Here is a 23,853-nt window from a genome sequence, read left to right on the forward strand (position 1 = left end):
TTATGGCCTTTCTAAGCATCATTATTGCCGCGCATAACGCCAAAGAGACGCTTCACACAACGCTAGAAAGCCTGCAAAACGCGATTGAGGGTGCGGGCGAAGATGTGGAGATCATTATCTTTAACGACAGTTCCAATGACTCTACACAGGATATTATTGAGGCGTGGCTACCAACGCTTCCGAATGCGCAATCCCGATACGTTGAGTACCGTAACGTCGGTCATGTTCGAAGCAGTGCCCTCTCGCTGGCCTCAGGCGAATACATTACCATGCTGGATAGCGATGACCGATTGAAACCAGGCAGCATCAGGGACGCCGTGGCGTTTCTCAAAACAGAGCGCCCTGATATGCTTCTGACGCGCCTGCTGGAAATTCGCGACACAAAAAAAATTACAGCCGAGTGGCAGGGGTTCTCTCCTGTTGCTTTGTCACAGCATGAGGCAATAAAGCGATTCCTGCAGCACAAAGATTTTCAGGCACACCTCATCGGGCAATTCATTCATCGGAAATTGTATGTAGATAACCCGATTCCTTCGATGGTTTGCTATGAAGATTTCGCCGTATTTCCCGGCATGCTGGTGCAATCGAGTAAAATCGTTTATCAGCGTCAGGGACACTATTATTACATCAAACGTAGCGACAGTTTGTCGAGCCGTCTCGACGCCACTAAAATCGCTACGCTGGTTGAATGCACATTACAGATGGAAAAAACATTCCCTCGTTCTTTTCAGCATCTTGTTAATTGTCACTGGTTTGATATCTACCGTAACCACCGGCAGCATCTGACTGACCTGCAACTCAAACTGGTCAAACAGCGGGTCAATGCACTTTATTCTCTCTCTTTCTTCTTCTCAAGAGATGTACGTTTCAGCTACAAAAAAAGGGTTATTGAGGCATTATGGAAAAAGTAAAACTGCGACTTTATCAGCTTACGCTGATTATGAGCCTTATTTCGCTCGCGCTGGCGCTGCTGAGTTCTGGTAAGCAGCGAGAGTTTTTCTATATTGCGATTTATGCCAGCATTATCGGCTTAGCGTGCGAATATAAAAAAATCACAGTGCGTCCTTTTTCTATCGCCTTACCGATTCTACTAATTGGGTTGCTCAATCTTGGCTGGTATCTGGTGTATGAATATCATAGCGAAGGTCTGAACGCTTATAGCGATTATCTCGGTGCAAGTAAAAAGTTGATTCTCGCAAGTATTCTCATTTTTTACCTTGACCGGTTTAAGTCTTATATTGATAAAGCTTCCTTCCAGAAATATTTTTTATACGCCTCTGGTGCAGGGGTTATACTTGCCACTGGTTATGGCTTATGGCAGGCATCACAGGGTATGGGACGTATTGAGATGGCCATAAACCGTGCGACCGTGTCGGCCTATGTTTACTCTGTACTGTCGCTAGCGTTTGTATACAGCCTTTATCTACAGAAAAATATAAAACTGTATGTAGCCGCAGGACTCATCATCTTAATATCTTATTTTGTTATTCTTCTAACGGGCACGCGTGCCGCAATGGGATTATATTTGATCCTGGCGATTGTACTCACGCTTTATCACTTCAAAAGAATACACCTTAAATCAACGCTGATTTTCTTATGTATTGTGGCGGGTATTGTTATCGTTAGCTACAAGCCATTAATTTTACCCAAGTTACAACAAACACAAACTGAAGTTGAAAGTTATCAAAAAGGCAATGATGCAACTTCACTCGGCGCACGTTTTTCTATGTGGAGTGTTGGTATTCAAAATGGCCTTGCCCATCCTTTAGGGCAGTCAGTTGAAGACCGTGAAGTATGGACACAGCAATATGTGAAAAATGGACATCCACATCTTGCATCCGCACTCGATTATATCAGGGTGCATCTACATAATGAGTTTATTGAAAAATATTCTCTGCAGGGGATCCCCGGGCTGGCGATATTATTCTTTTTCTATATATCGATGATCGTTTACGCACTTAAAAACCGGAATGGCCTGCTGCTGACGACTATGCTTCTTTTATTACTCTATGGCCTGACGGACGTCATACTGTTGAGTTCAGAAGCCTTAATCTTCTTTGTCACCGTGTTTGCGCTGAGTACACCTTTTTCGCAAACCCGGCAACGCTAACGATAATGCCCGCGTCGCGGGCATTATTTTTTCTTGTATTGATAAAACTCCGCCAGCGTCATCCCTACCGTCTTATCGGATAACCAGCCAAAGAGCATTTCTAAATCCTGATATAATCCTTCGATCGCCGCCTCATCTTTAAATGTGGGGCTTCCCCCAGGCATAAATTCCGACGAATGAAGCATAAACTCCACGTACTCACTTCCCTGCGACAGACATTGCTGTGCGACCTGAATCATCTGCGCCGCATTCCCACCGGACGGTCTTAGCCAGTTCACAGAGGGTGAGCGGTATTTACCGCGAAGCCTGTCGTAACCCTGTTTGATCGTGTTCAACCAGGCCGGGTGTTTATACTGGATGCTCATCGGCACTTCGAGTAGTGGGCTATTGCCCGCCCGGGAAATATTATCTAAATCGATAAAATAGGCGTGGTCGGGGAAATGCTGGTAATTCGTTCCGCCATTACCCTGCGGCGCACCTTTCGCATTGCGCCAGTTCACCCGCGGCGTCACGGAGCAATCAACCTGGTAACCCAGTTCAACGAGCAATTTTGCGTAGCGACTGTCAAATGCCCAACGCCCGGCACGGTGGCTTAACATTTTGGTCTGGAATGTCTCTTCCAGCAGGCGGGTCATGAACAGCACTTTCTCGCGCATCACCTCATCCGAAAATTCAATTAAATAAGGCTGCCAGCGCCAGTCGTCTCCCGTGAGATCGTGTTCCGGTGGGCTATTCCAGGCGTGAAGGTGCATTCCCACCTCGCCCTGACCGCGGCCAATCACGTCCCTGGCGAATTCAATGAAAACGGGTTCGATCGCCATCTCGTAATTGGTCAGCCACACGGGCTTAAAACCGAAACGCTCACAAAGCGTCTGGAACCGCGCCAGATAGCGCGCATTTTCCGTTTTAATGACGCGGTGATTTTGCCAGAGATTATCGCCCTCAGTATCAATTGTGATGATAAACGCTGGTTTGTTCATAATGAGTCCGCAAGACAGGAAAGTTAGCGCTATGTTACGCACTCTCCAAAGCATGAGTAAACCCTTCCAGGGAAATTCCTGAGATTATGGAGAAAGAGTGCAAGTCGCTATCAGGTCTATTAGAATTGCCATCAGTACAACGCCGATAAGATGATGATGAATAACTTACCTGACACACCTGATTTGCGCATTTTACTTATCAAACTCCGCCATCATGGCGACATGTTGCTGACCACTCCCGTCATTGATTCGTTACGTCAAAAATGGCCGCAGGCGCAGATTGATGTCCTGCTGTATGAAGAAACGCGCGATATGCTCGCCGCGCATCCGGCGATCGGTACAATTTATGGAATCGATCGTAAATGGAAGCAGCTGGGCACGCTGAAGCATCTTCAAAAAGAGTGGCAGCTACTGTGTGCGTTAAGAAATCAGCATTATCATCTGGTCATTAACCTTGCCGATCAATGGCGTAGCGCAATTGTCACCCGCTTCACCGGCGCCCCCGTTCGCCTCGGATTTGCATTTAACAAACGCAATAGTGCCTTTTGGCGTTTTTGTCACACCGATCTGGTCTCTGTCGACGGCCACAAATCCCTGCATACGGTCGAGCAGAATCTCTCCATTCTGGGGCCATTATCTGTCGCGCCGCAGCCTGCCGTCACCATGGCCTACACCGCAGAAGACTGGGATCATGCCCGTCAAAGACTGACGCAGACGGGTGTTGGCGACAGCTACATCGTGATCCAACCAACGTCCCGCTGGTTCTTTAAATGTTGGAGCGAAGACAAAATGGCGCAAACCATTACTGCACTGCAGCAGGAGGGCCATACGGTTGTGCTCACCGCGGGGCCGGATAAAAAAGAGCTGGCGATGATCGATCGCATTCTCGCCGCCTCGCCGAAGACGGGGGGCGTCTCTCTGGCGGGCCAGCTAACGTTGCGCCAGCTGGCCTCACTCATCGATCATGCGCGTCTTTTTATTGGCGTTGACTCCGTTCCTATGCATATGGCTGCCGCGCTTCAAACGCCCTGCGTGGCATTGTTTGGTCCATCAAAACTGACGTTCTGGTCACCGTGGCAGGTTAAAGGGGAAGTGATCTGGGCCGGCGATTACGGCCCGCTACCCGATCCGGATGCCATTGATACCAAAACGAAAGAACGCTATCTCGACGCCATTCCCGTTGATGCTGTCGTCTCCGCCGCAAGGAGATATCTGTCATGAAACCCAATCGCCTGGCCATTGTTCGCCAAAAGTATCGCCCTGATGGCGGAGCAGAACGCTTCGTTTCGCGCGCCCTCACCGCGCTGAGCAATCAGAACCTTGAGCTAAACGTCATCACGCGCGAGTGGCAGGGAGAGAAGCAAGACGACTGGCATATCCACATTTGCAACCCTCAGAAATGGGGCCGTATCAGTCGAGAACGCGGATTTGCACAGGCCGCGCGCGCGCTGTGGCAGCAACAGCAGTTTGATATTGTTCAAAGCCATGAGCGCATCCCGGGGTGTGATATTTATCGCGCGGGTGATGGGGTGCATCGTCGCTGGCTGCTGCAGCGCGCGCGCATTTTACCTGCCTGGCGCGCGCAAATGCTGATGTATGACCGCTATCACCGCTATGTGATGCGTGCGGAACGGGAAATGTATCAGGCGCCTGAGTTAAAAGCCGTAATCTGTAATGCGGAGATGATCAAACGCGAAATCGTTGAAGACTTTAATATTGACGCAAAGAAAATTCATGTGATTTATAATTCTATTGATTCCAGCCGCTTCGTTCCGGCCCAGGAGGCACAGCGTGCGATTTTGCGCCAACAATTTGGTTTGCCAGCCGATGCCGTTGTGTTCTGTTTTGTAGGCTCAGGGTTTGAACGAAAAGGATTAGCCAGCGCCATACGCGCTATTGCTGGAACATCTGCCTGGCTGATTGTGGTTGGGCAAGATAAAGCAGAACGTCGTTACCGCGACCTCGCCCGTTCGTTAGGCTGCGAGGGGCAAATCCGTTTCCTGGGGATGCAAAAAGAAACTCTGCCTTTTTATCAGCTATCCGATGGTTTACTGTTGCCAACGCTGTATGATCCCTTTCCTAACGTCATTCTTGAAGCGATGGCCTGCGGCTTGCCCGTCATTACTTCAGAGAGTTGCGGTGGTGCAGAATTTATTCAACAAGGCCAGAACGGATTTTATTGTGACGCACTTGATATCAGTACATTGAAGGAAGCGGTAGCCGCTATCCCTTCACTGGAAAAAAATAACAATATGGGACGAGCGGCACGTGAACGTGTAAAAGACGCCACTCCCGAAAAACTATCAAGTCAGCTTATTACGCTTTATCAAAAATTACTGGATTAAAAATGCGCATCCTAATGATTATTGATGGTTTACCCGGTGGAGGAGCCGAAAAAACGGTTCTTACACTCTCCCGCGGGTTAATAGAAATGGGGCATCAGGTCTCTCTATTCTCTCTGCGGAAAGTGTGCGACTACGCCATCCCGGAAGGCATCGATTATCAGGTTGTTCAGGACACATGTAAAAAACCGTGGCGAAAGCTGACGGAGATCCCACGCCGCGCCCAACTGCTTGATCAGGCGATTGAGCGAGCTGAGCGCAGCGGCAAATTTGATGTGGTGTTCTCTCACCTGCACAAGACAGACCGCATTGTGGCGCACTGCCGCGCGCTGGAACGTGACAAAGTCTGGTTCTGCGTGCACGGCATGTTCTCGTTTTCCTATCTTCGCCATCGCAGCGGACTTTCGCGCTGGTTTAAACATCTTAAAATTCGTCATACCTACGAAAACCGCAACGTTGTCGCCGTCTCAGGCGCCGTGTTGAAAGATCTTTCCGAGACGCTGGCGCTCAATCTTCGACGCAAAGCGGTTATCCATAATCCTTTTGATATTCCTGAAATTCAGCGTCTGGCGGATGCGCCTTTCGAAATGCAGGGAAAGGATTACATTATTCATGTTGGCCGCTTCCATGAGCACAAACGCCACGACCGACTCTTACGTGCGTTCGCCCTGAGCAAAATTGACACCACGCTGGTCATGATGGGCAATGGCTCTGACGCTCAAATTCGCAAACTCAAGCAGCTTGCAGCCGAGCTGGGTATTGAAAACAAAACGGTTTTCCGCCCGTTCGACTCCAATCCCTATCCCTGGATTAAAGGGGCACGCCTTTTAGTGTTAAGTTCTGACTGCGAAGGTTTTGGTAATGTGCTGGTCGAAGCCATTATCTGCCAGACGCCACCGGTCAGTACAAATTGCCCCTGAGGCCCTGCTGAAATCCTCACCGGAGCCTTAGCGCGCGGGCTGGCAGAGTTAAATGACGCGTCACTGGCAAAAACGCTGGCGGATATTTATACCGCCCCGCCGGTCGTTGGCGATGCAACCATCGCGTCGTTCGGTATCAGTGCCATTTGCCAGCAATATATTGCTCTGGTCGACAATCAAAAATAATCAGGTTTCTTATGCAAAATTCTGCCCCATTGTTAAGCGTGGTGGTTGCCGTTTATAACGGTGAAGCTTTCCTGGATCAGTTCTTTACCTGCCTTGTCAATCAACGCATCGACAGCATGGAAGTCATCATTGTCAATGACGGCTCTACTGACCGCTCGATGGAGATCGTCGAAAAATGGCGAGAAAAACTACCGCAGATGCAGGTTATAGAACAGCAAAACCAGGGCGTATCCATCGCGCGTAACACCGGTCTGGCCGTTGCGACGGGTCAATATCTCTCTTTCCCGGATATTGATGATGTCTTTAAACCCGGCATGTACCAGCGCCTGCTGGATATGGCCGTCACGCAGGATCTGGATGTCGCCACCTGTAACGGGAACTACGTCTGGGAGAACAACAAGAAACCCTCACGCCCGATCTTCCCTGAAGACAAACTGGCTTCCACAGGGGTCATGGCTGGCCCTGCGTGGTTAAAAATGGCGCTGGATTCACGTAAATTCCTTCACGTCACCTGGCTGAACATCTATCGCCACGACTTTATCCGTAAACACAGTTTCCATTTCGAACCCGGCCTGCGCCATCAGGATATTCCGTGGACCACCGAAGTGCTGCTTGCGGCAGAGCGGGTTCAGTACACCAGTGAACGTTATTACGACTACTACATTCACTCTGCATCGGTGTCTCATATGCCGGACAATGACGACACGCTAATTCGCTCCGCGCGTCACTACATGAAAATCCTGCAGATGCTCGACGCCATCAATCAGCGCTACCCGGATAAAGTGAAAGGGATCCCTGCCTGCCACTGGCAAATTGCCAAAGAGGGGTTGGGCATTATTCACACCTTCGACAACATGAAGGATGAGAAGAAGAAATCAATGATTATTAAAGAGTTCTTCGAAACAGGCATCTGGAAACTCATCTGGAAAAGTGCAAAAAATCCGCGTCTGCGCTGGCGGCTGGGTCGACGTTATTTCCGTTTGAAACGGTATCTGGCATAAGAGATAGCTTTACCTGGCCTAAATGCTTAGAATTTGCCCGCCGAAACTAAAAAAACGGATAATCGCTTGGAATTGTTGTATACCGCTCTGCTCTACATCATTCAGCCACTGGTGTGGCTGAGACTGTTGCTTCGTAGCCGGAAAGCGCCTGCGTATCGTAAACGCTGGGCTGAACGCTATGGCTTCTGCCGCAATAAAGTCGTACCGGACGGTATTTTGCTGCATTCCGTTTCTGTCGGTGAAACGCTGGCGGCGATCCCGCTGGTTCGCGCCCTGCGTCACCGCTACCCTTCGCTGCCAATCACCGTCACGACGATGACGCCAACCGGCTCGGAGCGCGCGTTATCCGCTTTCGGCAAAGACGTGCAGCACGTCTATCTGCCTTACGATCTGCCCTGCGCCATGAATCGTTTCCTCAACACCGTTCGCCCGAAGCTGGTGATCGTGATGGAAACCGAACTGTGGCCGAACATGATTTCCGCTCTGCATGCCCGTAAAATCCCGCTGGTCATTGCCAACGCGCGCCTGTCAGAGCGCTCGGCGATAGGTTACGGCAAGCTGGGTAAATTTATGCGCCGCCTGCTGGGCAAAATCACGCTGATTGCCGCGCAGAACGAAGAGGACGCGGCGCGCTTTATCTCTCTGGGCCTGAAACGCAACCAGCTTGCGGTAACGGGCAGCCTGAAGTTCGATATTTCCGTTACCCCTGAACTCGCCGCCCGTGCGATCACGCTGCGTCGCCAGTGGGCCCCGCGTCGTCAGGTCTGGATTGCGACCAGTACCCATGATGGCGAAGAAGAGATCATCCTGCAGGCTCACCGCAAGCTGCTGGAAAAATTCCCTGATTTACTGCTGATCCTCGTGCCTCGCCATCCGGAGCGTTTTAAAGATGCCCGTGAAATGGTTCAGAAAGGCGGCTTCAGCTTCACGCTGCGCAGCAGCGGTGAAATCCCTTCCGGCAGCACCCAGGTGGTGATTGGCGACACGATGGGCGAGCTGATGTTGCTGTACGGAATCGCTGACCTCGCGTTTGTCGGTGGCAGCCTGGTGGAGCGCGGCGGTCATAACCCGCTGGAGCCGGCAGCCCACGCCATTCCGGTACTGATGGGGCCGCACACGTTTAACTTCAAAGATATCTGCGCGAAATTACAGCAGGCCGATGGTTTAATTACCGTGACCGATGCGGATTCGGTGGTTAAAGAGGTATCGACCCTTCTGACTGACGAAGATTATCGCCTGTGGTACGGGCGTCATGCCGTCGAAGTGCTGCACCAGAACCAGGGCGCACTGACCCGACTGCTGCAGCTTCTGCAACCTTATCTGCCCCAGCGGAGCCACTGATGTCAACGCGTCTGTCGGTCGTCATGATCGCCAAAAACGCCGCCGACCTGCTTCCGGATTGCCTGGCGTCGGTTGCCTGGGCTGACGAGATAGTCATTCTTGACTCCGGAAGTACGGATAACACGGTGGATCTTGCCCGGGCAGCGGGCGCAAACGTCTTTGTCGACGCTGACTGGCAAGGCTACGGCATCCAGCGCCAGCGCGCACAGGGGTATGCCACAGGTGATTATGTCCTGATGCTCGACACCGACGAACGCATCACGCCGGAGCTTCAGCAGGCCATTCAGGCTGTACTTTCCTCGCCCCAGCCTGGCGCCGTGTACAGCATTGCCCGCCGCAACTACTTCCTTGGCCGTTTTATGCGCCACAGCGGCTGGTATCCTGACCGCGTGATGCGCCTCTACGAGCGCGAGCGGTATCAGTACAACGACAATCTGGTGCATGAATCCCTGAGCTGCGATAGCGCTCAGGTCATCCCCCTGAAGGGCGATTTGCTGCACCTGACCTGCCGTGATTTCGCGAGCTTCCAGCGTAAACAGCTCAACTATGCCACCGCATGGGCGCAGGAGCGTCACCAGCGCGGCAAGAAGGCCTCGCTGACGGGAATCTTCACCCACACGCTGGGCGCGTTTCTGAAAACGCTGCTGCTGCGTGGTGGCGTGCTGGACGGCAAGCAGGGCTGGTTACTCGCGGTAGTGAATGCCCAGTATACTTTCAACAAATACACCGAGCTGTGGGCGCTCTGCCGCGGCTACTCAGAGAAAACGTGAGCCATGAGCACAAAAGCGATTTATCCGGGTACCTTCGATCCTATCACCAACGGTCATCTTGATATCATCACCCGTGCGGCGTGCATGTTCGACAAGGTGATCCTGGCCATTGCCGCCAGCCCCAGCAAAAAGCCGATGTTTGACCTCAACGAGCGCGTACAGCTCGCCACCGATGCCATTTCGCACCTGCCGAATGTTGAGGTGGTCGGGTTTAGCGACCTGATGGCTAACTTCGCCCGCGCTCAGCAGGCAAACATTCTTATCCGTGGTTTACGCGCGGTGGCAGACTTCGAGTATGAGATGCAGCTGGCGCACATGAACCGCCACCTGATGCCGGAGCTGGAGAGCGTTTTCCTGATGCCCTCCAAAGAGTGGTCGTTTATCTCTTCTACTCTGGTAAAAGAGGTGGCGCGTCATCACGGCGACGTCACACATTTCCTGCCGACTAACGTCCACCAGGCATTGATGGAAAAGCTAAAGTAACCTTATTTCTGGCACTGACGGCAGTAGAACGTGGCGCGCTGGGCGTGCTTCGTGGCAATCACTGGCGTGCCGCAGACTCTGCACGGTTCGCCTTTACGGCCATACACCTGCAGCTCCTGGGCAAAATAGCCCGGCTTGCCGTCACTTTGCAGGAAGTCCTTCAACGTTGTCCCGCCCTGCTCAATCGAGCGAAGTAATACGGCTTTAATCACCCGGACCAGCAGCTCGCACTCCTGCGCAGACAGCGAAGAGGCCAGCCGATCGGGATGGATCCCGGCCGCAAACAGCGATTCGCTGGCGTAGATATTCCCCACGCCGACCACCAGCTTGTTATCCATCAGCCAGGGCTTAATCGGGCTTTTCTTCTTCGCACACTTCGCCTTGAGGTATTCCGCGTTAAACGCGTCTGAGAGCGGCTCCGGGCCCAGATGCGCCAGCACGTTATGCCCTTCCAGCTCCTTCGTCCACAGCCACGCGCCAAAGCGCCGTGGGTCGGTGTAACGGAGCACTTTGCCGTTGCTCATCACCAGATCGACATGGTCATGCTTTTCCGCAGGCAGTTCTTCGGTAAGAATGCGCAGGCTCCCGGACATTCCCAGGTGGATAATAATCCAGCCGTCGGGCAGCTCCAGCAGCAGGTATTTCGCGCGACGCTGTACGCTAAGGACGGGTTTATCGCTCAGGGTATGGATCTCATCGGACACCGGCCAGCGCAGACGTCCATTGCGGACCACCGCGTGAAGAATCGTTGCGCCGACCAGATGGGGCTCAATGCCGCGACGGCTGGTTTCTACCTCAGGTAATTCAGGCATGGTTCCTCCGTTGAGATTCAGAATGCAAAAAACCCCGCAGTTGCGGGGTTTTTCGATACAAGGAGACTAAAATTATTTGATTTTAGCTTCTTTGTACAGTACGTGCTGGCGTACAACTGGATCGAATTTTTTCAGTTCCAGTTTTTCCGGCTTAGTACGTTTGTTCTTCGTGGTGGTGTAGAAGTGACCTGTACCAGCAGAAGAAACCAGCTTGATTTTCTCGCGAATACCTTTAGCCATGATTTATTTCCTCTTTAAGTACTTAGTACTTTTCGCCACGGGCACGCAGTTCGGACAGAACTGTATCGATGCCTTTCTTATCGATTACACGCATACCTTTAGCAGATACGCGCAGGGTGACAAAACGCTTCTCGCTCTCAACCCAGAAACGGTGAGAGTGCAGGTTCGGCAGGAAACGGCGTTTAGTCGCGTTCAGTGCGTGGGAACGGTTGTTACCGGTCACCGGACGCTTGCCAGTAACTTGGCAGACTCGGGACATGTCTATTCTCCAAAAATCAAATTAGCTCGAGCTTCGTATGGGGTATCGGCGCCTCGTCAGGCTTTACAGCCCGGTCATCGCATAGTTCTAAGTGAACTCTCGATTGCCAGGCCCAAATGCCAAACCCGAGATTCTCAAAGGTGGCGTAGTATACGCTGACTCGGCGGTGTGCTCAAGTCCCGAACAGACAAAGATCCCGACGGATCGCGAGAAATAGCCTAAATCCAGCCATGTTCTGCGAAAGAAATGTACTCACCGCGGCCAATTATCAGATGGTCCAGCACACGAATGTCCATGAATTGACAGCATTTGATAATGCGTTCGGTGATTTCTTTGTCCGCTCTGCTCGGTTCTGCACAGCCAGAGGGGTGATTATGCGCGAGGATCACGCCCGCTGCATTCACTTTTATCGCTTCCCGCACAATTTCACGCGGATGCACCTCAACGTGGCTCAACGTGCCCGCAAAGAGACAGCTATGTTTCAGCACCCGATTTCTGTTATCGACAAAGATCACCATAAAGATCTCGCGTTCAATATCGGTTAACTGGCTCTGCAGGAATTCACGCGTCATTTCTGGCGTCAGGATCGGATCTTCCTTCTCCATGCGGACATTGTAAAAACGGCGGGCAAGTTCAGCAATGCCCCTCAGCTGGGCATATTTCGCCACGCCAATTCCCTCAACGTGCTTAAACTGCGCCAGGTCGGCGGTCAATAAACCGTACAGTGAACCGAAATGTGCTATCAGCTCTTTTGCCAGCGTAAATACCGTTTTTCCGGGCGTTCCGGTACGTAAAAAGAGCGCCAATAGTTCATCGTCTTTTAACAGGGTGACGCCATAGCGCAGCAGTTTTTCGCGCGGCAGCAGCTCCTCATCCTCTTCTTCCATGCTCTTTCTCCTTTTTAACCTCATGCTGCCACAGGCCAATCCGTCGCTCGACGGCCACATTGCGTTCTTGCGTAGCGCCTCGCAAAGTGGACGAAGTACAAAATCACTCCGCTTTGGGGATTGTGATAAAATGCCCGCTCTCTGGTGAAACCCAACAGGAAAGAATCATGATGAGCCTGGCCGGTAAAAAAATCGTTCTTGGCGTGAGCGGCGGCATTGCTGCTTATAAAGCGCCGGAGCTGGTGCGTCGTCTGCGCGAGCGCGGAGCTGACGTGCGGGTCGCGATAACCGAAGGCGGTAAAGCCTTTATCACTCCTCTGAGCCTGCAGGCCGTTTCAGGATACCCGGTATCTGACAGCCTGCTCGATCCGGCCGCCGAAGCCGCCATGGGCCATATTGAGCTGGGTAAATGGGCAGACCTGGTTATCCTCGCCCCCGCCACGGCTGATTTAATCGCTCGGGTGGCGGCCGGTATGGCAAACGATCTGGTCTCCACCATTTGTCTGGCCACGCCAGCTCCAGTTGCCGTCGTTCCTGCCATGAACCAGCAGATGTACCGTAACGCGGCCACCCAGCACAATCTCGAGACGCTGGCCTCACGCGGCCTGCTTATCTGGGGTCCGGACAGCGGCAGCCAGGCCTGCGGCGACGTTGGCCCGGGTCGCATGCTTGATCCGCTGACGATTGTTGATATGGCCGCTGCCCATTTTTCGCCTGTCAACGATCTGCAACATCTCAACATCATGATTACCGCGGGCCCCACGCGCGAGCCGCTGGATCCGGTGCGCTACATCACCAACCACAGCTCCGGCAAAATGGGCTTCGCGATTGCCGCCGCCGCCGCAAGGCGTGGCGCGAACGTCACGCTGGTGAGCGGCCCGGTATCGCTGCCTACCCCTGCGTTTGTGAAGCGAATTGACGTGACTACCGCGCTGGAGATGGAAGCCGCCGTGCAGGCACATGCGCAAAGCCAGCAGATTTTTATCGGCTGTGCGGCCGTCGCAGACTATCGTGCCGAGACGATCGCCGAGGCTAAAATTAAAAAGCAAGGCGATGAATTAACACTAAAAATGGTGAAAAACCCGGACATTGTTGCCGGCGTCGCCGCACTAAAAAGCCATCGTCCATACGTTGTTGGGTTTGCCGCAGAAACGAATAATGTGGAAGAATATGCCCGGCAAAAACGTACCCGCAAAAACCTCGATTTGATTTGCGCGAACGACGTATCGCTGGCCACACAAGGATTTAACAGCGACAGCAACGCACTGCACCTTTTCTGGCAGGATGGAGATAAAGTCTTACCGCTTGAGCGCAAGGAACTCCTGGGCCAACAATTACTGGACGAGATCGTTACCCGTTATGATGAAAAAAATCGACGTTAAGATTCTGGACCCGCGTGTTGGCGAGCAATTCCCGCTGCCAACCTATGCCACCTCCGGTTCTGCCGGTCTTGACCTGCGCGCCTGTCTCGATGACGCCGTAGAACTGGCTCCGGGTGCCACTACCCTGGTTCCAACTGGCCTGGCAATTCACATTGCTGACCCGTCTCTGGCAGCGGTGATCCTGCCGCGTTCTGGTCTGGGCCATAAGCACGGCGTTGTGCTGGGTAACCTGGTGGGCCTGATCGACTCCGACTACCAGGGTCAGCTGATGGTCTCCGTCTGGAACCGCGGTCAGGACAGCTTCACCATTGAACCGGGCGAGCGTATCGCCCAGATGGTCTTTGTACCGGTGGTACAGGCAGAATTTAACCTGGTGGCAGACTTTGACGCCACCGACCGTGGCGAAGGCGGCTTCGGCCATTCCGGGCGCAAATAACGGCCCGAAAGACACGTATCTCACAGCGTTATAATGCAATAACAAACCGCAAACGCCCGTTTGCGGTCGCTGTGTGGATGCCAGCCTGGCAAGTGCTTATTTTCAGGGGTATTTTGTAACATGGCAGAAAAACAAACTGCGAAAAGGAATCGTCGCGAAGAAATACTTCAATCTCTGGCTCTGATGCTTGAATCCAGCGATGGCAGTCAACGCATCACCACCGCTAAACTGGCCGCCTCTGTAGGCGTGTCTGAGGCGGCGCTGTACCGTCATTTCCCGAGCAAGACCCGGATGTTCGACAGCCTGATCGAGTTTATTGAAGACAGCCTGATTACGCGCATCAACCTGATTCTGAAAGACGAAAAAGACACTACCGCGCGTCTGCGTCTGATTGTGCTGTTAATCCTGGGCTTCGGTGAACGCAATCCGGGCTTAACCCGCATTCTCACCGGCCACGCGCTGATGTTTGAACAGGACAGACTGCAGGGCCGCATTAACCAGCTTTTCGAGCGTATTGAAGCGCAATTGCGCCAGGTTCTGCGCGAGAAGAAAATGCGTGAAGGCGAAGGTTACAGTATTGATGAGACTCTGCTGGCGAGCCAGATACTGGCGTTTTGTGAAGGGATGCTCTCCCGCTTTGTGCGTAGCGAATTTAAATACTGTCCAACGGACGATTTTGACGCCCGCTGGCCGTTAGTGGCTGCTCAGTTGCAGTAATCTGTAAGCCCGGTAAGCGTAACGCCACCGGGCAATTTAATTACACCCCGAACTCTTCGCGATACGCTTTTACCGCTGCCAGATGGTCCGCCATTTCAGGCTTCTCTTCCAGATACGCAATCAGCTCTTTCAGGGTAATAATCGACGTCACTTTGCAGTTATAGTCACGCTCCACTTCCTGAATAGCGGAAATCTCGCCACGGCCACGCTCCTGACGATCCAGCGAAATCAGCACGCCAGCCAGCGTCGCAGCGTTGGCCTGGATAATTTCCATCGATTCGCGGATCGCCGTGCCCGCGGTGATTACGTCATCGACCAGCATGACGCGGCCCTGCAGCGGGCTGCCGACCAGATTCCCGCCTTCGCCGTGGGTTTTAGCCTCTTTGCGGTTAAAGCAGTAGGGCACGTCGCGGTCATGGTGTTCCGCCAGCGCCACCGCGGTGGTGGTCGCAATCGGAATGCCTTTGTAGGCCGGGCCAAACAGCAGGTCAAAATCAATCCCGGAATCCACCAGCGCTTCGGCATAGAAACGGCCTAACAGTGCCAGATCGCGCCCGGTATTAAACAGCCCGGCGTTGAAGAAATAGGGACTCTTACGCCCGGATTTCAGCGTAAATTCGCCAAACTTAAGTACCTGCTTGTTAAGCGCAAACTCAATAAACTGGCGCTGATACGATTTCATGGATTTGCTCCTTTGGTTTTTCTGTCTTACAGGCAAAAAAAAGGCGACTAATTGGTCGCCTTTAAAATCAATTTTCTAACGCCGCTTTCTGCGTCGTTACAATGGATTCGATTCCCCCTCGGGCCAACGCCAGCAGGGAGAGAAGTTCTTCGTGGGTGAACGGCTCGCCTTCTGCCGTGCCCTGCACCTCAATGATGCGACCGTCTTCGGTCATCACCACGTTCATGTCGGTTTCTGCTGCGGAATCTTCAACGTATTCCAGATCGCAAAGCGCTTCACCATTAACGATACCGACAGAAACCGCCGCAACCATGCCTTTCATTGGGTTGGTTTTCAGCTTGCCGGCCGCAACCAGCTTGTTCAGGGCATCGGCCAGCGCCACGCAGGCACCGGTAATCGACGCCGTACGCGTACCGCCGTCAGCCTGAATCACGTCGCAATCGAGAGTAATGGTGAATTCGCCGAGGATTTTCAGGTCAACGGCGGCGCGCAGCGCACGCGCGATCAGACGTTGAATCTCCATGGTACGCCCGCCCTGCTTACCCTTCGCCGCTTCACGGGCGTTACGGGTATGGGTCGCACGCGGCAGCATGCCGTATTCAGCGGTGATCCAGCCCTGGCCCTGACCTTTCAGGAAGCGCGGAACGCCTTCTTCGATGGAGGCGGTGCACAGCACTTTAGTGTCACCAAACTCAACCAGCACGGAGCCTTCAGCGTGTTTTGTATAGTTACGGGTCAGGGTGACGGGACGCACCTGATTGGCGCTACGACCTGATGGACGCATGATGGATTCTCCGGCTTGAAACGAATGTGGCTGCGCATTATACGGATAAAGGACGCTTATTCCTATCCTGAGAAGCCCCCGAAAGCTATAATCCCCCCATCTCTCCTTTAAAAACGGGAATGTCTATGATCCGCAGTATGACCGCCTACGCCCGGCGTGAAATCAAGGGTAGCTGGGGTAGCGCCACATGGGAAATGCGCTCGGTAAACCAGCGTTACCTGGAAACGTATTTCCGTATGCCGGAGCAGTTCCGCAGCCTTGAGCCTGTCGTACGTGAACGTATCCGTACGCGTCTGACGCGCGGAAAAGTGGAATGTAACCTGCGCTTTGAGCCCGATGCCAGCGCACAGGGCGAGCTCATCCTCAACGAAAAACTGGCGAAACAGCTCGTGAATGCAGCGAACTGGGTCAAAATGCAGAGCGATGAAGGCGAAATCAACCCGGTTGATATTCTGCGCTGGCCTGGCGTCATGGCGGCCGGTGAGCAGGATCTGGATGCTATTGCCGCTGAAATCCTGGCAGCCCTCGACGGCACGCTGGACGACTTTATCGTTGCCCGCGAAACCGAAGGCCAGGCGCTGAAAGCGATGATTGAGCAGCGCCTTGAAGGCGTGAGCACCGAAGTAGCGAAAGTCCGCACCCATATGCCAGAAGTGCTGCAATGGCAGCGCGAGCGCCTTGTCGCCAAACTGGAAGAAGCGGAAGTTCAGCTGGAAAACACCCGTCTGGAACAAGAGCTGGTGCTGATGGCGCAGCGTATTGATGTCGCTGAAGAGCTGGACCGTCTGGAAGCGCACATTAAAGAAACCTACAACATTCTGAAGAAGAAAGAAGCTGTGGGCCGCCGTCTGGACTTTATGATGCAGGAGTTCAACCGCGAGTCGAACACCCTGGCGTCTAAATCGATCAATGCAGAAGTGACGAATTCAGCGATTGAGCTGAAAGTGCTGATTGAGCAGATGCGCGAGCAAATCCAGAATATCGAATAATGCTTTTCGGGTGGTGTCGACCGCACCACCCATTACTATTTCTAATCCATCCCAACAGCAATTTTGTCGCTTTACCGCCCTCCATCAAGCTTTCTCTATAGAACTTGATAAAAATTTATAGGGCAAACTGACTCGCCTTAGAAAATCTCAATCGTGATCTTGCGCACAAATCGCTAACCTCCCCCACGTTCACACCGGAGGGTATATGCTGCTTCACATCCTTTATCTCATTGGCATCACCGCAGAAGCCATGACCGGCGCGCTTGCCGCCGGACGTCGCCGTATGGACACCTTCGGCGTGATCATTATTGCTACGGCGACCGCACTGGGCGGCGGTTCCGTGCGCGATATTCTGCTTGGCCATTACCCGCTCGGCTGGGTTAAACACCCTGAGTACGTGATTATTGTGGCGACGGCCGCCGTGTTAACGACCATAGTGGCGCCCGTTATGCCCCATCTTCGCCGCCTGTTTCTGGTGCTTGATGCGCTGGGGCTGATTGTCTTTTCGATCATCGGCGCACAAATCGCGCTCGATATGGGGGAAGGACCGGTTATCGCCACCATCGCCGCCGTGGTCACGGGCGTATTCGGCGGTGTGCTGCGCGATATGTTCTGCAAACGCATCCCCCTGGTCTTTCAAAAAGAGCTGTATGCCGGCATCTCCTTTGCGGCAGCGGTGCTCTATATCGCTCTGCAGCATTACGTTTCAAACCATGACGTGGTGGTCATCTCAACGCTGCTGTTTGGCTTTACGGCCCGCATGCTGGCGCTGCGTCTGAAGCTCGGGCTGCCCGTTTTTCATTACAAACACAGCGCCCACTAGCTTCAGAACCCGTTGATGTGCTGTTCAGCGAGCCATTTCGCCAGCACATCTATCTGAGGGGCGTGAATCCAGTTAACGATTTGTCGCGCTTTCTCCTCTCCTGTTCCCGGCAGGGTCTGCCAGTCCTTTGCGTTGCGCCCGCTCATCTTCTGCCACGATATGTCTCCCATCGCCTTCAGCGAAGCCTGGGTCAATGGCACACCCATTGCCATGAGCCAGCGGATAAACGGCTTCTCGCGCACCAGATTAAATCGGTGCCAGAGCGCCAGCCCGCGTGCAGAGGAAAACCCCGGTGTAGCCTGCAGCTGCGCCTGCGTTAATAACAGCCATGAAAAGAGATGTTCAAAATGATGCGCCTGCCAGAGGGTTCGCCAGCCTGACTCGCCTACTCCTTCAATATCAAGTACCTGCTTTGAACTGAGCCAGGTCAGCCGGGCAAAGAACTGCTCCATACACTCCGGTGAAGCATAGAAACAGCTAAGAGCATGATAGCGTGAGGCCGGTGGCTCTGGTTTATGTCTGTCCGTTCCGCGCCAGAGCACCTTATCAAACCGGGGGATACCCTGCCCGGCCAGGCTGATCTGTATCTGATCCCCTGGAGCAATATCCAGATTCTGCCAGCGCCCAACCGAGCCCAGACTCACCCGCTGCACCTGTTTATCATCCAGTTGTACGGGCTCCAGCGCTGCTACAACGAAAATTTTGCCCGTGCGCCCCACGGAAAAATGAATATCACTCACCTCTGCAACCTGGGCTGCGGGAGGATATTTCCACGCGACAACCCAGCTGCCTTCTCCCGGTAACCACTCTTCACCCGCGGGTTCATCCTCCGAACGCACCACAATCCCATCCGTGGCAAAGGGTAATGCGGTCACGTGCCAGGCCGCGCGCTGCTTCTCGACGGCATCGACAGATTCGGCGGGTAGCGTATACCGTGCCGACAGCGTAAAACCGGCCTGAGACAGTTCAGCTAAAGAGGTACGCATATCTTTCGGTCCGTCCGGCCAGGCCCAGATGAATACGCCGATCTTGCTCAATAGCGAGTTATCCTTTTGCCGCATCATCGCCCCTGCCACCTTTGCGCGAGCGTTCATTCCGCCCATCTGCTGCTGAATGTGATTGTCGCGTAACCAGAAAAGCTCGCCCTGTAAGACGCTATTCGCCAGCGCGCCGGTGAGCTTTTGCGGAACAGACGGGATTAAACGCACCTTCCCGGTCCAGTCTTCCCCTTTCAGGCCATCACCGCGACTGATAGCCTGGGTTAACTTTCCGTTGCGATAGACCAGCGTCACCGCCACACCGTCAACTTTCGGCTGCATCCACAGATGCTGTCGGGCACGCATCCACTGTCTCAACTCCTCTTTGCTGGCCACTTTATGTACACCCGTATGGGCAACAGGATGTTTTACGCTTCCCACCAGCGCCGGGAGTTTCTCTTCTGAAGGCTCGCTGCCAAAACAGCGCTGCCACAGCGTTAACCGCCCGTGAAGCTGGTCGTAAACCTCGTCGCTGATCTCGCTCACGCCCTGCTTCCAGTAGGCCTCATCCCAGCCTTTGATTTGCGCGCTTAACGACGCCATCTCTTTTTCTGCTTTTGCCTGCGACCACACCGGACACACTGCCGCGCCATAGCCACACCACAACAGCATTAACCCGCTTATCCATCGCCACATCGCTACCCCTCCTTTGCATTGCAGGAGGTATACCCGGATGCCTGAAACAACGCTAACGGCAACGTTTCACAATGCGAGACGCTATCCGGTGTTTCTTTTGGTTGCTGAAAACCACGGATAAAACCTGAAAACGGCACGCAAAATTCAAGAATCCAGGGGAAAAAGTGTGACAAAGGCTACGTCACACGGCGGTGACGTGTATAATAAGCCCGTATGTAGGACTTCTTCGTTAACACATACAAAAGACTCTCATGGCTCAAGGCACGCTTTATATTGTTTCTGCCCCTAGTGGCGCGGGTAAATCCAGCCTTATTCAGGCACTGTTAAAAACCCAACCGTTGTACGACACACAGGTTTCTGTTTCTCACACCACGCGAGCGCCGCGTCCGGGTGAAGTGCACGGTGAACACTATTTCTTTGTGGATCACGACGAATTCAGAGCGATGATCGGCAGAGACGCGTTTCTTGAACACGCTGAAGTATTCGGTAATTACTACGGTACCTCGCGTGAAACCATTGAGCAGGTTCTTGCCACGGGCGTGAATGTGTTCCTTGATATCGACTGGCAGGGCGCACAGCAAATTCGTAAGAAAATGCCTGACTCGCGCAGTATCTTTATTTTACCGCCATCGAAAGATGAGCTGGATCGCCGCCTGCGTGGCCGCGGTCAGGACAGCGAAGAAGTGATCGCAAAGCGTATGGAACAGGCTGTTGCAGAAATGAGCCATTACGCGGAATATGATTACCTTATTGTGAATGATGATTTTGATGCCGCACTGAGCGATCTCAAAACCATTCTTCGTGCAGAACGTCTGCGTATGAGCCGCCAGAAGCAGCGACATGACGCATTAATCACCAAACTGTTGGCAGACTGAACCCACTTTCAGTATCATGCCCAGTCATTTCTTCACCTGTGGAGCATTTTAAGTATGGCACGCGTAACTGTTCAGGACGCTGTAGAGAAAATTGGTAACCGTTTTGACCTGGTGCTGGTCGCCGCGCGTCGCGCTCGTCAGATGCAGGTAGGCGGTAAAGATCCGCTGGTACCGGAAGAAAACGATAAAACCACCGTTATTGCACTTCGCGAAATCGAAGAAGGTCTGATCAACAACCAGATCCTCGACGTGCGTGAGCGCCAGGAGCAGCAAGAGCAGGAAGCCGCAGAACTGCAGGCCGTAACCGCTATTGCTGAAGGTCGTCGTTAATTAAACCTGCGGGTCGCCCTTGTATCTGTTTGAAAGCCTGAATCAACTGATTCAAACCTACCTGCCTGAAGACCAGATTAAGCGTCTTCAGCAGGCGTATCTCGTTGCACGTGACGCTCACGAGGGCCAGACACGTTCAAGCGGTGAACCCTATATCACGCACCCGGTAGCGGTGGCCTGTATTCTGGCCGAGATGAAACTCGACTACGAAACGCTGATGGCCGCTCTGCTGCATGACGTGATCGAAGATACCCCTGCCACTTATCAGGACATGGAACAGCTGTTTGGCAAAAGCGTTGCCGAACTGGTGGAAGGGGTCTCTAAGCTTGATAAGCTGAATTTCCGCGACAAGAAAGAGGCGCAAGCCGAAAACTTCCGCAAGATGATTATGGCGATGGTGCAGGATATCCGCGTCATTCTCATCAAACTCGCTGACCGTACCCACAACATGCGCACGCTGGGCTCACTTCGCCCGGATAAACGTCGCCGCATTGCCCGTGAAACTCTCGAAATCTACAGTCCGCTGGCGCACCGTTTAGGTATTCACCACATTAAAACCGAGCTGGAAGAGCTGGGTTTTGAAGCGTTGTACCCGAACCGCTATCGCGTGATTAAAGAGGTGGTGAAAGCCGCACGCGGTAACCGTAAAGAGATGATTCAAAAAATCCTCTCGGAAATTGAAGGGCGCTTACAGGAAGCGGGAATCCCGTGCCGCGTCAGCGGTCGTGAAAAACATTTGTACTCCATCTACTGCAAAATGGTGCTCAAAGAGCAGCGTTTTCACTCGATCATGGATATCTACGCTTTCCGCGTGATCGTCCACGACTCGGACACCTGCTATCGCGTGCTGGGGCAGATGCACAGCCTCTACAAACCGCGTCCGGGGCGCATGAAAGATTACATCGCTATCCCAAAAGCGAACGGCTATCAATCTTTGCACACCTCGATGATCGGTCCGCACGGCGTGCCTGTTGAGGTGCAAATTCGCACCGAAGACATGGACCAGATGGCAGAGATGGGTGTTGCCGCACACTGGGCGTATAAAGAGCACGGTGGCGAAAGCAGCACGACCGCACAAATCCGCGCCCAGCGCTGGATGCAGAGCCTGCTGGAGCTTCAGCAGAGTGCGGGTAGCTCGTTTGAATTTATCGAGAGCGTTAAATCCGATCTCTTCCCGGATGAGATTTACGTTTTCACCCCTGAAGGCCGCATTGTCGAACTGCCTGCGGGCGCAACGCCGGTCGACTTCGCTTACGCCGTGCACACCGATATCGGGCATGCCTGCGTCGGCGCGCGCGTCGACAGACAGCCTTATCCGCTCTCTCAGCCGCTCTCCAGCGGCCAGACGGTAGAAATTATTACCGCGCCGGGCGCACGTCCGAACGCAGCCTGGCTGAACTTTGTCGTGAGCTCCAAAGCACGCGCCAAAATTCGCCAGCTGCTGAAAAACCTCAAGCGTGATGATTCCGTCAGCCTGGGGCGTCGTCTGCTCAACCACGCGTTGGGCGGCAGCCGTAAGCTGGCTGAAATTCCGCAGGAGAACGTCCAGCGCGAGCTGGAGCGCATGAAGCTCGCGTCGCTTGATGACCTGCTGGCAGAGATTGGCCTCGGCAACGCCATGAGCGTGGTGGTGGCGAAGAACCTGCAGCAAGGCGACACGACAGCGGTGCCTGCAACCACGCAAAGCCACGGACACCTGCCGATTAAAGGCGCGGATGGGGTGCTGATCACCTTCGCAAAATGCTGTCGTCCAATACCTGGCGACCCGATTATTGCGCACGTCAGCCCGGGCAAAGGGCTGGTTATCCACCACGAGTCCTGTCGTAACATTCGCGGCTACCAGAAAGAGGCCGAGAAGTTTATGGCGGTCGAGTGGGATAAAGAGACGGCGCAGGAATTTATCACCGAAATTAAGGTGGATATGTTCAACCATCAGGGTGCCCTGGCGAACCTGACGGCAGCGATCAACACGGCTTCTTCCAACATTCAAAGCCTGAATACGGAAGAAAAAGATGGCCGCGTGTACAGCGCCTTTATTCGTCTGACCGCCCGCGACCGCGTGCATCTGGCGAATATTATGCGCAAGATCCGCGTCATGCCGGACGTGATTAAAGTCACCCGAAACCGAAACTAGGTTTATGAATTCACAACGTTATGCACGTATCTGCGAAATGCTCGCCAGGCGTCAGCCTGACCTGACGGTCTGCATGGAGCAGGTGCACAAACCTCATAACGTCTCTGCTATCGTTCGTACCGCAGATGCCGTCGGTGTGCATGAAGTGCACGCCGTTTGGCCGGACGGCCGTATGCGCAATACGGTCTCGGCGGCGGCAGGCAGCAACAGCTGGGTGTCTGTCAAAAATCATCACACCATTGGCGAAGCCGTATCGCACCTGAAAGGGCGCGGGATGCAGATCCTTGCCACTAACCTGTCCGCTAAAGCCGTAGATTTCCGCGAGATCGACTACACCCGCCCGACCTGCATTTTGATGGGTCAGGAGAAAACCGGGATCTCCCGGGAAGCGCTGGATCTGGCGGATCGTGACATTATCATTCCGATGATCGGCATGGTGCAGTCTTTGAACGTCTCCGTGGCGTCCGCACTCATTCTGTATGAAGCGCAGCGTCAGCGTCAGAACGCCGGGATGTACGAGCGCAGCAACAGCATGCTGCCGGAAGATGAACAGCAGCGCCTGCTGTTTGAAGGTGGTTATCCGGTGCTGGCTCGCGTTGCGAAGCAGAAAAAATTGCCTTACCCCCACGTCAATGCGCAGGGCGAAATTGAAGCCGATGCCGAGTGGTGGGCCACCATGCAGTACGCCGGGTAAGCG

General features: G+C 53.5%; 25 protein-coding genes and 1 pseudogene. 18 read left to right on the top strand and 8 right to left on the bottom strand.

Annotated elements, in window-relative coordinates; translation table 11 throughout:
- The first annotated feature begins 2 nt into the window (after positions 1-2).
- Complete coding sequence (locus ACOTZC_RS15180; RefSeq protein WP_047173746.1) at positions 3-911, top strand: glycosyltransferase family 2 protein; 909 nt, start codon at positions 3-5, stop codon at positions 909-911.
- Positions 899-2,110 carry an O-antigen ligase family protein gene (locus tag ACOTZC_RS15185; RefSeq protein WP_248169719.1) on the top strand — a complete coding sequence of 404 codons (1,212 nt, stop codon included), beginning with the start codon at positions 899-901 and terminating at the stop codon, positions 2,108-2,110. Before ACOTZC_RS15180 ends, ACOTZC_RS15185 begins: the two co-directional genes overlap by 13 nt.
- A gap of 23 nt (positions 2,111-2,133) precedes the next feature.
- Here the strand turns inward: ACOTZC_RS15185 and ACOTZC_RS15190 are convergent, their stop codons facing one another.
- A complete protein-coding gene (locus tag ACOTZC_RS15190) occupies positions 2,134-3,090 on the bottom strand; it encodes a polysaccharide deacetylase family protein (protein WP_239631598.1) in 957 nt (318 codons plus the stop codon).
- Positions 3,091-3,240: 150 nt separating this feature from the next.
- Here ACOTZC_RS15190 and rfaQ point away from each other — a divergent pair, with 150 nt between their 5' ends.
- The 7 genes and pseudogenes from rfaQ to coaD all read left to right on the top strand — a co-directional run bounded on the left by rfaQ (position 3,241) and on the right by coaD (position 10,133).
- Complete coding sequence (rfaQ, locus tag ACOTZC_RS15195; RefSeq protein WP_248162867.1) at positions 3,241-4,311, top strand: putative lipopolysaccharide heptosyltransferase III; 1,071 nt, start codon at positions 3,241-3,243, stop codon at positions 4,309-4,311.
- Complete coding sequence (locus tag ACOTZC_RS15200; protein WP_045400323.1) at positions 4,308-5,435, top strand: glycosyltransferase family 4 protein; 1,128 nt, start codon at positions 4,308-4,310, stop codon at positions 5,433-5,435. The genes rfaQ and ACOTZC_RS15200 overlap by 4 nt, the downstream gene beginning before the upstream one ends.
- A 2-nt stretch (positions 5,436-5,437) precedes the next feature.
- A pseudogene (locus tag ACOTZC_RS15205) lies at positions 5,438-6,538 on the top strand (glycosyltransferase).
- An 11-nt stretch (positions 6,539-6,549) separates the two neighbouring features.
- Positions 6,550-7,539, top strand: a complete 990-nt coding sequence (locus ACOTZC_RS15210) for a glycosyltransferase (protein ID WP_045400329.1) — start codon at positions 6,550-6,552, stop codon at positions 7,537-7,539.
- Positions 7,540-7,605: 66 nt separating this feature from the next.
- Positions 7,606-8,880 carry a lipid IV(A) 3-deoxy-D-manno-octulosonic acid transferase gene (gene waaA / locus ACOTZC_RS15215; protein ID WP_045400332.1) on the top strand — a complete coding sequence of 425 codons (1,275 nt, stop codon included), beginning with the start codon at positions 7,606-7,608 and terminating at the stop codon, positions 8,878-8,880.
- A complete protein-coding gene (locus tag ACOTZC_RS15220) occupies positions 8,880-9,650 on the top strand; it encodes a glycosyltransferase family 2 protein (RefSeq protein WP_045400335.1) in 771 nt (256 codons plus the stop codon). The genes waaA and ACOTZC_RS15220 overlap by 1 nt, the downstream gene beginning before the upstream one ends.
- Before the next feature lie 3 nt (positions 9,651-9,653).
- Complete coding sequence (gene coaD / locus ACOTZC_RS15225; protein ID WP_023334018.1) at positions 9,654-10,133, top strand: pantetheine-phosphate adenylyltransferase; 480 nt, start codon at positions 9,654-9,656, stop codon at positions 10,131-10,133.
- Positions 10,134-10,135: 2 nt separating this feature from the next.
- On the opposite strand, the gene mutM is transcribed toward coaD, so the two are convergent.
- From mutM to radC, 4 genes are all read right to left on the bottom strand, one after another.
- Complete coding sequence (gene mutM / locus ACOTZC_RS15230) at positions 10,136-10,945, bottom strand: bifunctional DNA-formamidopyrimidine glycosylase/DNA-(apurinic or apyrimidinic site) lyase (RefSeq protein ID WP_047743204.1); 810 nt, start codon at positions 10,943-10,945, stop codon at positions 10,136-10,138.
- Positions 10,946-11,017: 72 nt separating this feature from the next.
- Positions 11,018-11,185, bottom strand: a complete 168-nt coding sequence (gene rpmG / locus ACOTZC_RS15235; RefSeq protein WP_003024094.1) for a 50S ribosomal protein L33 — start codon at positions 11,183-11,185, stop codon at positions 11,018-11,020.
- Between the two features lie 22 nt (positions 11,186-11,207).
- On the bottom strand, positions 11,208-11,444 hold the full coding sequence (gene rpmB / locus ACOTZC_RS15240; protein WP_002436699.1) for a 50S ribosomal protein L28: 237 nt from the start codon (positions 11,442-11,444) through the stop codon (positions 11,208-11,210).
- Positions 11,445-11,662: 218 nt separating this feature from the next.
- Entirely contained in the window at positions 11,663-12,331 is a 669-nt protein-coding gene (gene radC, locus ACOTZC_RS15245) for a RadC family protein (protein WP_023309889.1), read from the bottom strand.
- A gap of 170 nt (positions 12,332-12,501) precedes the next feature.
- Between radC and coaBC the strand changes: the two genes are divergently transcribed.
- The 3 genes from coaBC to slmA all read left to right on the top strand — a co-directional run bounded on the left by coaBC (position 12,502) and on the right by slmA (position 14,866).
- Positions 12,502-13,713 (top strand): bifunctional phosphopantothenoylcysteine decarboxylase/phosphopantothenate--cysteine ligase CoaBC, encoded by a 1,212-nt coding sequence (gene coaBC, locus ACOTZC_RS15250; RefSeq protein ID WP_087823747.1) that lies wholly within the window; start codon positions 12,502-12,504, stop codon positions 13,711-13,713.
- Positions 13,691-14,149, top strand: coding sequence for a dUTP diphosphatase (gene dut / locus ACOTZC_RS15255; protein ID WP_008502691.1), 459 nt, complete (start codon positions 13,691-13,693; stop codon positions 14,147-14,149). Before coaBC ends, dut begins: the two co-directional genes overlap by 23 nt.
- Positions 14,150-14,269: 120 nt before the next feature.
- Positions 14,270-14,866: a nucleoid occlusion factor SlmA gene (slmA, locus tag ACOTZC_RS15260; RefSeq protein WP_024906630.1), complete on the top strand. Its 597-nt coding sequence runs from the start codon at positions 14,270-14,272 to the stop codon at positions 14,864-14,866.
- 40 nt (positions 14,867-14,906) lie between these two features.
- On the opposite strand, the gene pyrE is transcribed toward slmA, so the two are convergent.
- Positions 14,907-15,548, bottom strand: a complete 642-nt coding sequence (pyrE, locus tag ACOTZC_RS15265) for an orotate phosphoribosyltransferase (RefSeq protein ID WP_045400340.1) — start codon at positions 15,546-15,548, stop codon at positions 14,907-14,909.
- Between the two features lie 67 nt (positions 15,549-15,615).
- Positions 15,616-16,332: a ribonuclease PH gene (gene rph, locus ACOTZC_RS15270; RefSeq protein ID WP_010426431.1), complete on the bottom strand. Its 717-nt coding sequence runs from the start codon at positions 16,330-16,332 to the stop codon at positions 15,616-15,618.
- A gap of 125 nt (positions 16,333-16,457) precedes the next feature.
- Between rph and ACOTZC_RS15275 the strand changes: the two genes are divergently transcribed.
- Positions 16,458-17,321, top strand: a complete 864-nt coding sequence (locus ACOTZC_RS15275) for a YicC/YloC family endoribonuclease (protein WP_126303903.1) — start codon at positions 16,458-16,460, stop codon at positions 17,319-17,321.
- A 205-nt stretch (positions 17,322-17,526) separates the two neighbouring features.
- Entirely contained in the window at positions 17,527-18,144 is a 618-nt protein-coding gene (locus ACOTZC_RS15280) for a trimeric intracellular cation channel family protein (RefSeq protein WP_023334014.1), read from the top strand.
- 2 nt (positions 18,145-18,146) lie between these two features.
- Here the strand turns inward: ACOTZC_RS15280 and ligB are convergent, their stop codons facing one another.
- The gene (gene ligB, locus ACOTZC_RS15285) at positions 18,147-19,817 is read right to left on the bottom strand and encodes an NAD-dependent DNA ligase LigB (protein WP_126303905.1); all 1,671 of its coding nucleotides are present in this window, start codon (positions 19,815-19,817) and stop codon (positions 18,147-18,149) included.
- Positions 19,818-20,068: 251 nt separating this feature from the next.
- Between ligB and gmk the strand changes: the two genes are divergently transcribed.
- The 4 genes from gmk to trmH are packed head-to-tail and all read left to right on the top strand — an operon-like array spanning position 20,069 to position 23,850.
- A complete protein-coding gene (gene gmk / locus ACOTZC_RS15290; RefSeq protein WP_010426438.1) occupies positions 20,069-20,692 on the top strand; it encodes a guanylate kinase in 624 nt (207 codons plus the stop codon).
- A 54-nt stretch (positions 20,693-20,746) separates the two neighbouring features.
- On the top strand, positions 20,747-21,022 hold the full coding sequence (gene rpoZ / locus ACOTZC_RS15295; protein WP_000135058.1) for a DNA-directed RNA polymerase subunit omega: 276 nt from the start codon (positions 20,747-20,749) through the stop codon (positions 21,020-21,022).
- Between the two features lie 19 nt (positions 21,023-21,041).
- The gene (gene spoT / locus ACOTZC_RS15300) at positions 21,042-23,156 is read left to right on the top strand and encodes a bifunctional GTP diphosphokinase/guanosine-3',5'-bis pyrophosphate 3'-pyrophosphohydrolase (RefSeq protein WP_023309883.1); all 2,115 of its coding nucleotides are present in this window, start codon (positions 21,042-21,044) and stop codon (positions 23,154-23,156) included.
- Positions 23,157-23,160: 4 nt separating this feature from the next.
- Complete coding sequence (gene trmH, locus ACOTZC_RS15305; RefSeq protein WP_045354723.1) at positions 23,161-23,850, top strand: tRNA (guanosine(18)-2'-O)-methyltransferase TrmH; 690 nt, start codon at positions 23,161-23,163, stop codon at positions 23,848-23,850.
- The last annotated feature ends 3 nt before the right edge of the window (positions 23,851-23,853 follow it).

Source organism: Enterobacter cloacae complex sp. SHL009 (assembly GCF_049237205.1).
GTDB classification, from domain to species: Bacteria; Pseudomonadota; Gammaproteobacteria; order Enterobacterales; family Enterobacteriaceae; genus Enterobacter; species Enterobacter cloacae_M.

Bases quoted from the DNA above. Each gene is read 5' to 3' on its own strand.
- coaBC (WP_087823747.1), top strand. From the start codon at position 12,502: ATGAGCCTGGCCGGTAAAAAAATCGTTCTTGGCGTGAGCGGCGGCATT.
- ACOTZC_RS15185 (WP_248169719.1), top strand. From the start codon at position 899: ATGGAAAAAGTAAAACTGCGACTTTATCAGCTTACGCTGATTATGAGC.
- coaD (WP_023334018.1), top strand. From the start codon at position 9,654: ATGAGCACAAAAGCGATTTATCCGGGTACCTTCGATCCTATCACCAAC.
- rpmG (WP_003024094.1), bottom strand. From the start codon at position 11,185: ATGGCTAAAGGTATTCGCGAGAAAATCAAGCTGGTTTCTTCTGCTGGT.
- rph (WP_010426431.1), bottom strand. From the start codon at position 16,332: ATGCGTCCATCAGGTCGTAGCGCCAATCAGGTGCGTCCCGTCACCCTG.
- ACOTZC_RS15210 (WP_045400329.1), top strand. From the start codon at position 6,550: ATGCAAAATTCTGCCCCATTGTTAAGCGTGGTGGTTGCCGTTTATAAC.
- slmA (WP_024906630.1), top strand. From the start codon at position 14,270: ATGGCAGAAAAACAAACTGCGAAAAGGAATCGTCGCGAAGAAATACTT.
- rpmB (WP_002436699.1), bottom strand. From the start codon at position 11,444: ATGTCCCGAGTCTGCCAAGTTACTGGCAAGCGTCCGGTGACCGGTAAC.
- gmk (WP_010426438.1), top strand. From the start codon at position 20,069: ATGGCTCAAGGCACGCTTTATATTGTTTCTGCCCCTAGTGGCGCGGGT.
- pyrE (WP_045400340.1), bottom strand. From the start codon at position 15,548: ATGAAATCGTATCAGCGCCAGTTTATTGAGTTTGCGCTTAACAAGCAG.
- dut (WP_008502691.1), top strand. From the start codon at position 13,691: ATGATGAAAAAAATCGACGTTAAGATTCTGGACCCGCGTGTTGGCGAG.
- ACOTZC_RS15190 (WP_239631598.1), bottom strand. From the start codon at position 3,090: ATGAACAAACCAGCGTTTATCATCACAATTGATACTGAGGGCGATAAT.
- ACOTZC_RS15280 (WP_023334014.1), top strand. From the start codon at position 17,527: ATGCTGCTTCACATCCTTTATCTCATTGGCATCACCGCAGAAGCCATG.
- ACOTZC_RS15220 (WP_045400335.1), top strand. From the start codon at position 8,880: ATGTCAACGCGTCTGTCGGTCGTCATGATCGCCAAAAACGCCGCCGAC.
- rpoZ (WP_000135058.1), top strand. From the start codon at position 20,747: ATGGCACGCGTAACTGTTCAGGACGCTGTAGAGAAAATTGGTAACCGT.
- rfaQ (WP_248162867.1), top strand. From the start codon at position 3,241: ATGATGATGAATAACTTACCTGACACACCTGATTTGCGCATTTTACTT.
- ACOTZC_RS15275 (WP_126303903.1), top strand. From the start codon at position 16,458: ATGATCCGCAGTATGACCGCCTACGCCCGGCGTGAAATCAAGGGTAGC.
- ligB (WP_126303905.1), bottom strand. From the start codon at position 19,817: ATGTGGCGATGGATAAGCGGGTTAATGCTGTTGTGGTGTGGCTATGGC.
- radC (WP_023309889.1), bottom strand. From the start codon at position 12,331: ATGGAAGAAGAGGATGAGGAGCTGCTGCCGCGCGAAAAACTGCTGCGC.
- mutM (WP_047743204.1), bottom strand. From the start codon at position 10,945: ATGCCTGAATTACCTGAGGTAGAAACCAGCCGTCGCGGCATTGAGCCC.
- ACOTZC_RS15200 (WP_045400323.1), top strand. From the start codon at position 4,308: ATGAAACCCAATCGCCTGGCCATTGTTCGCCAAAAGTATCGCCCTGAT.
- ACOTZC_RS15180 (WP_047173746.1), top strand. From the start codon at position 3: ATGGCCTTTCTAAGCATCATTATTGCCGCGCATAACGCCAAAGAGACG.
- trmH (WP_045354723.1), top strand. From the start codon at position 23,161: ATGAATTCACAACGTTATGCACGTATCTGCGAAATGCTCGCCAGGCGT.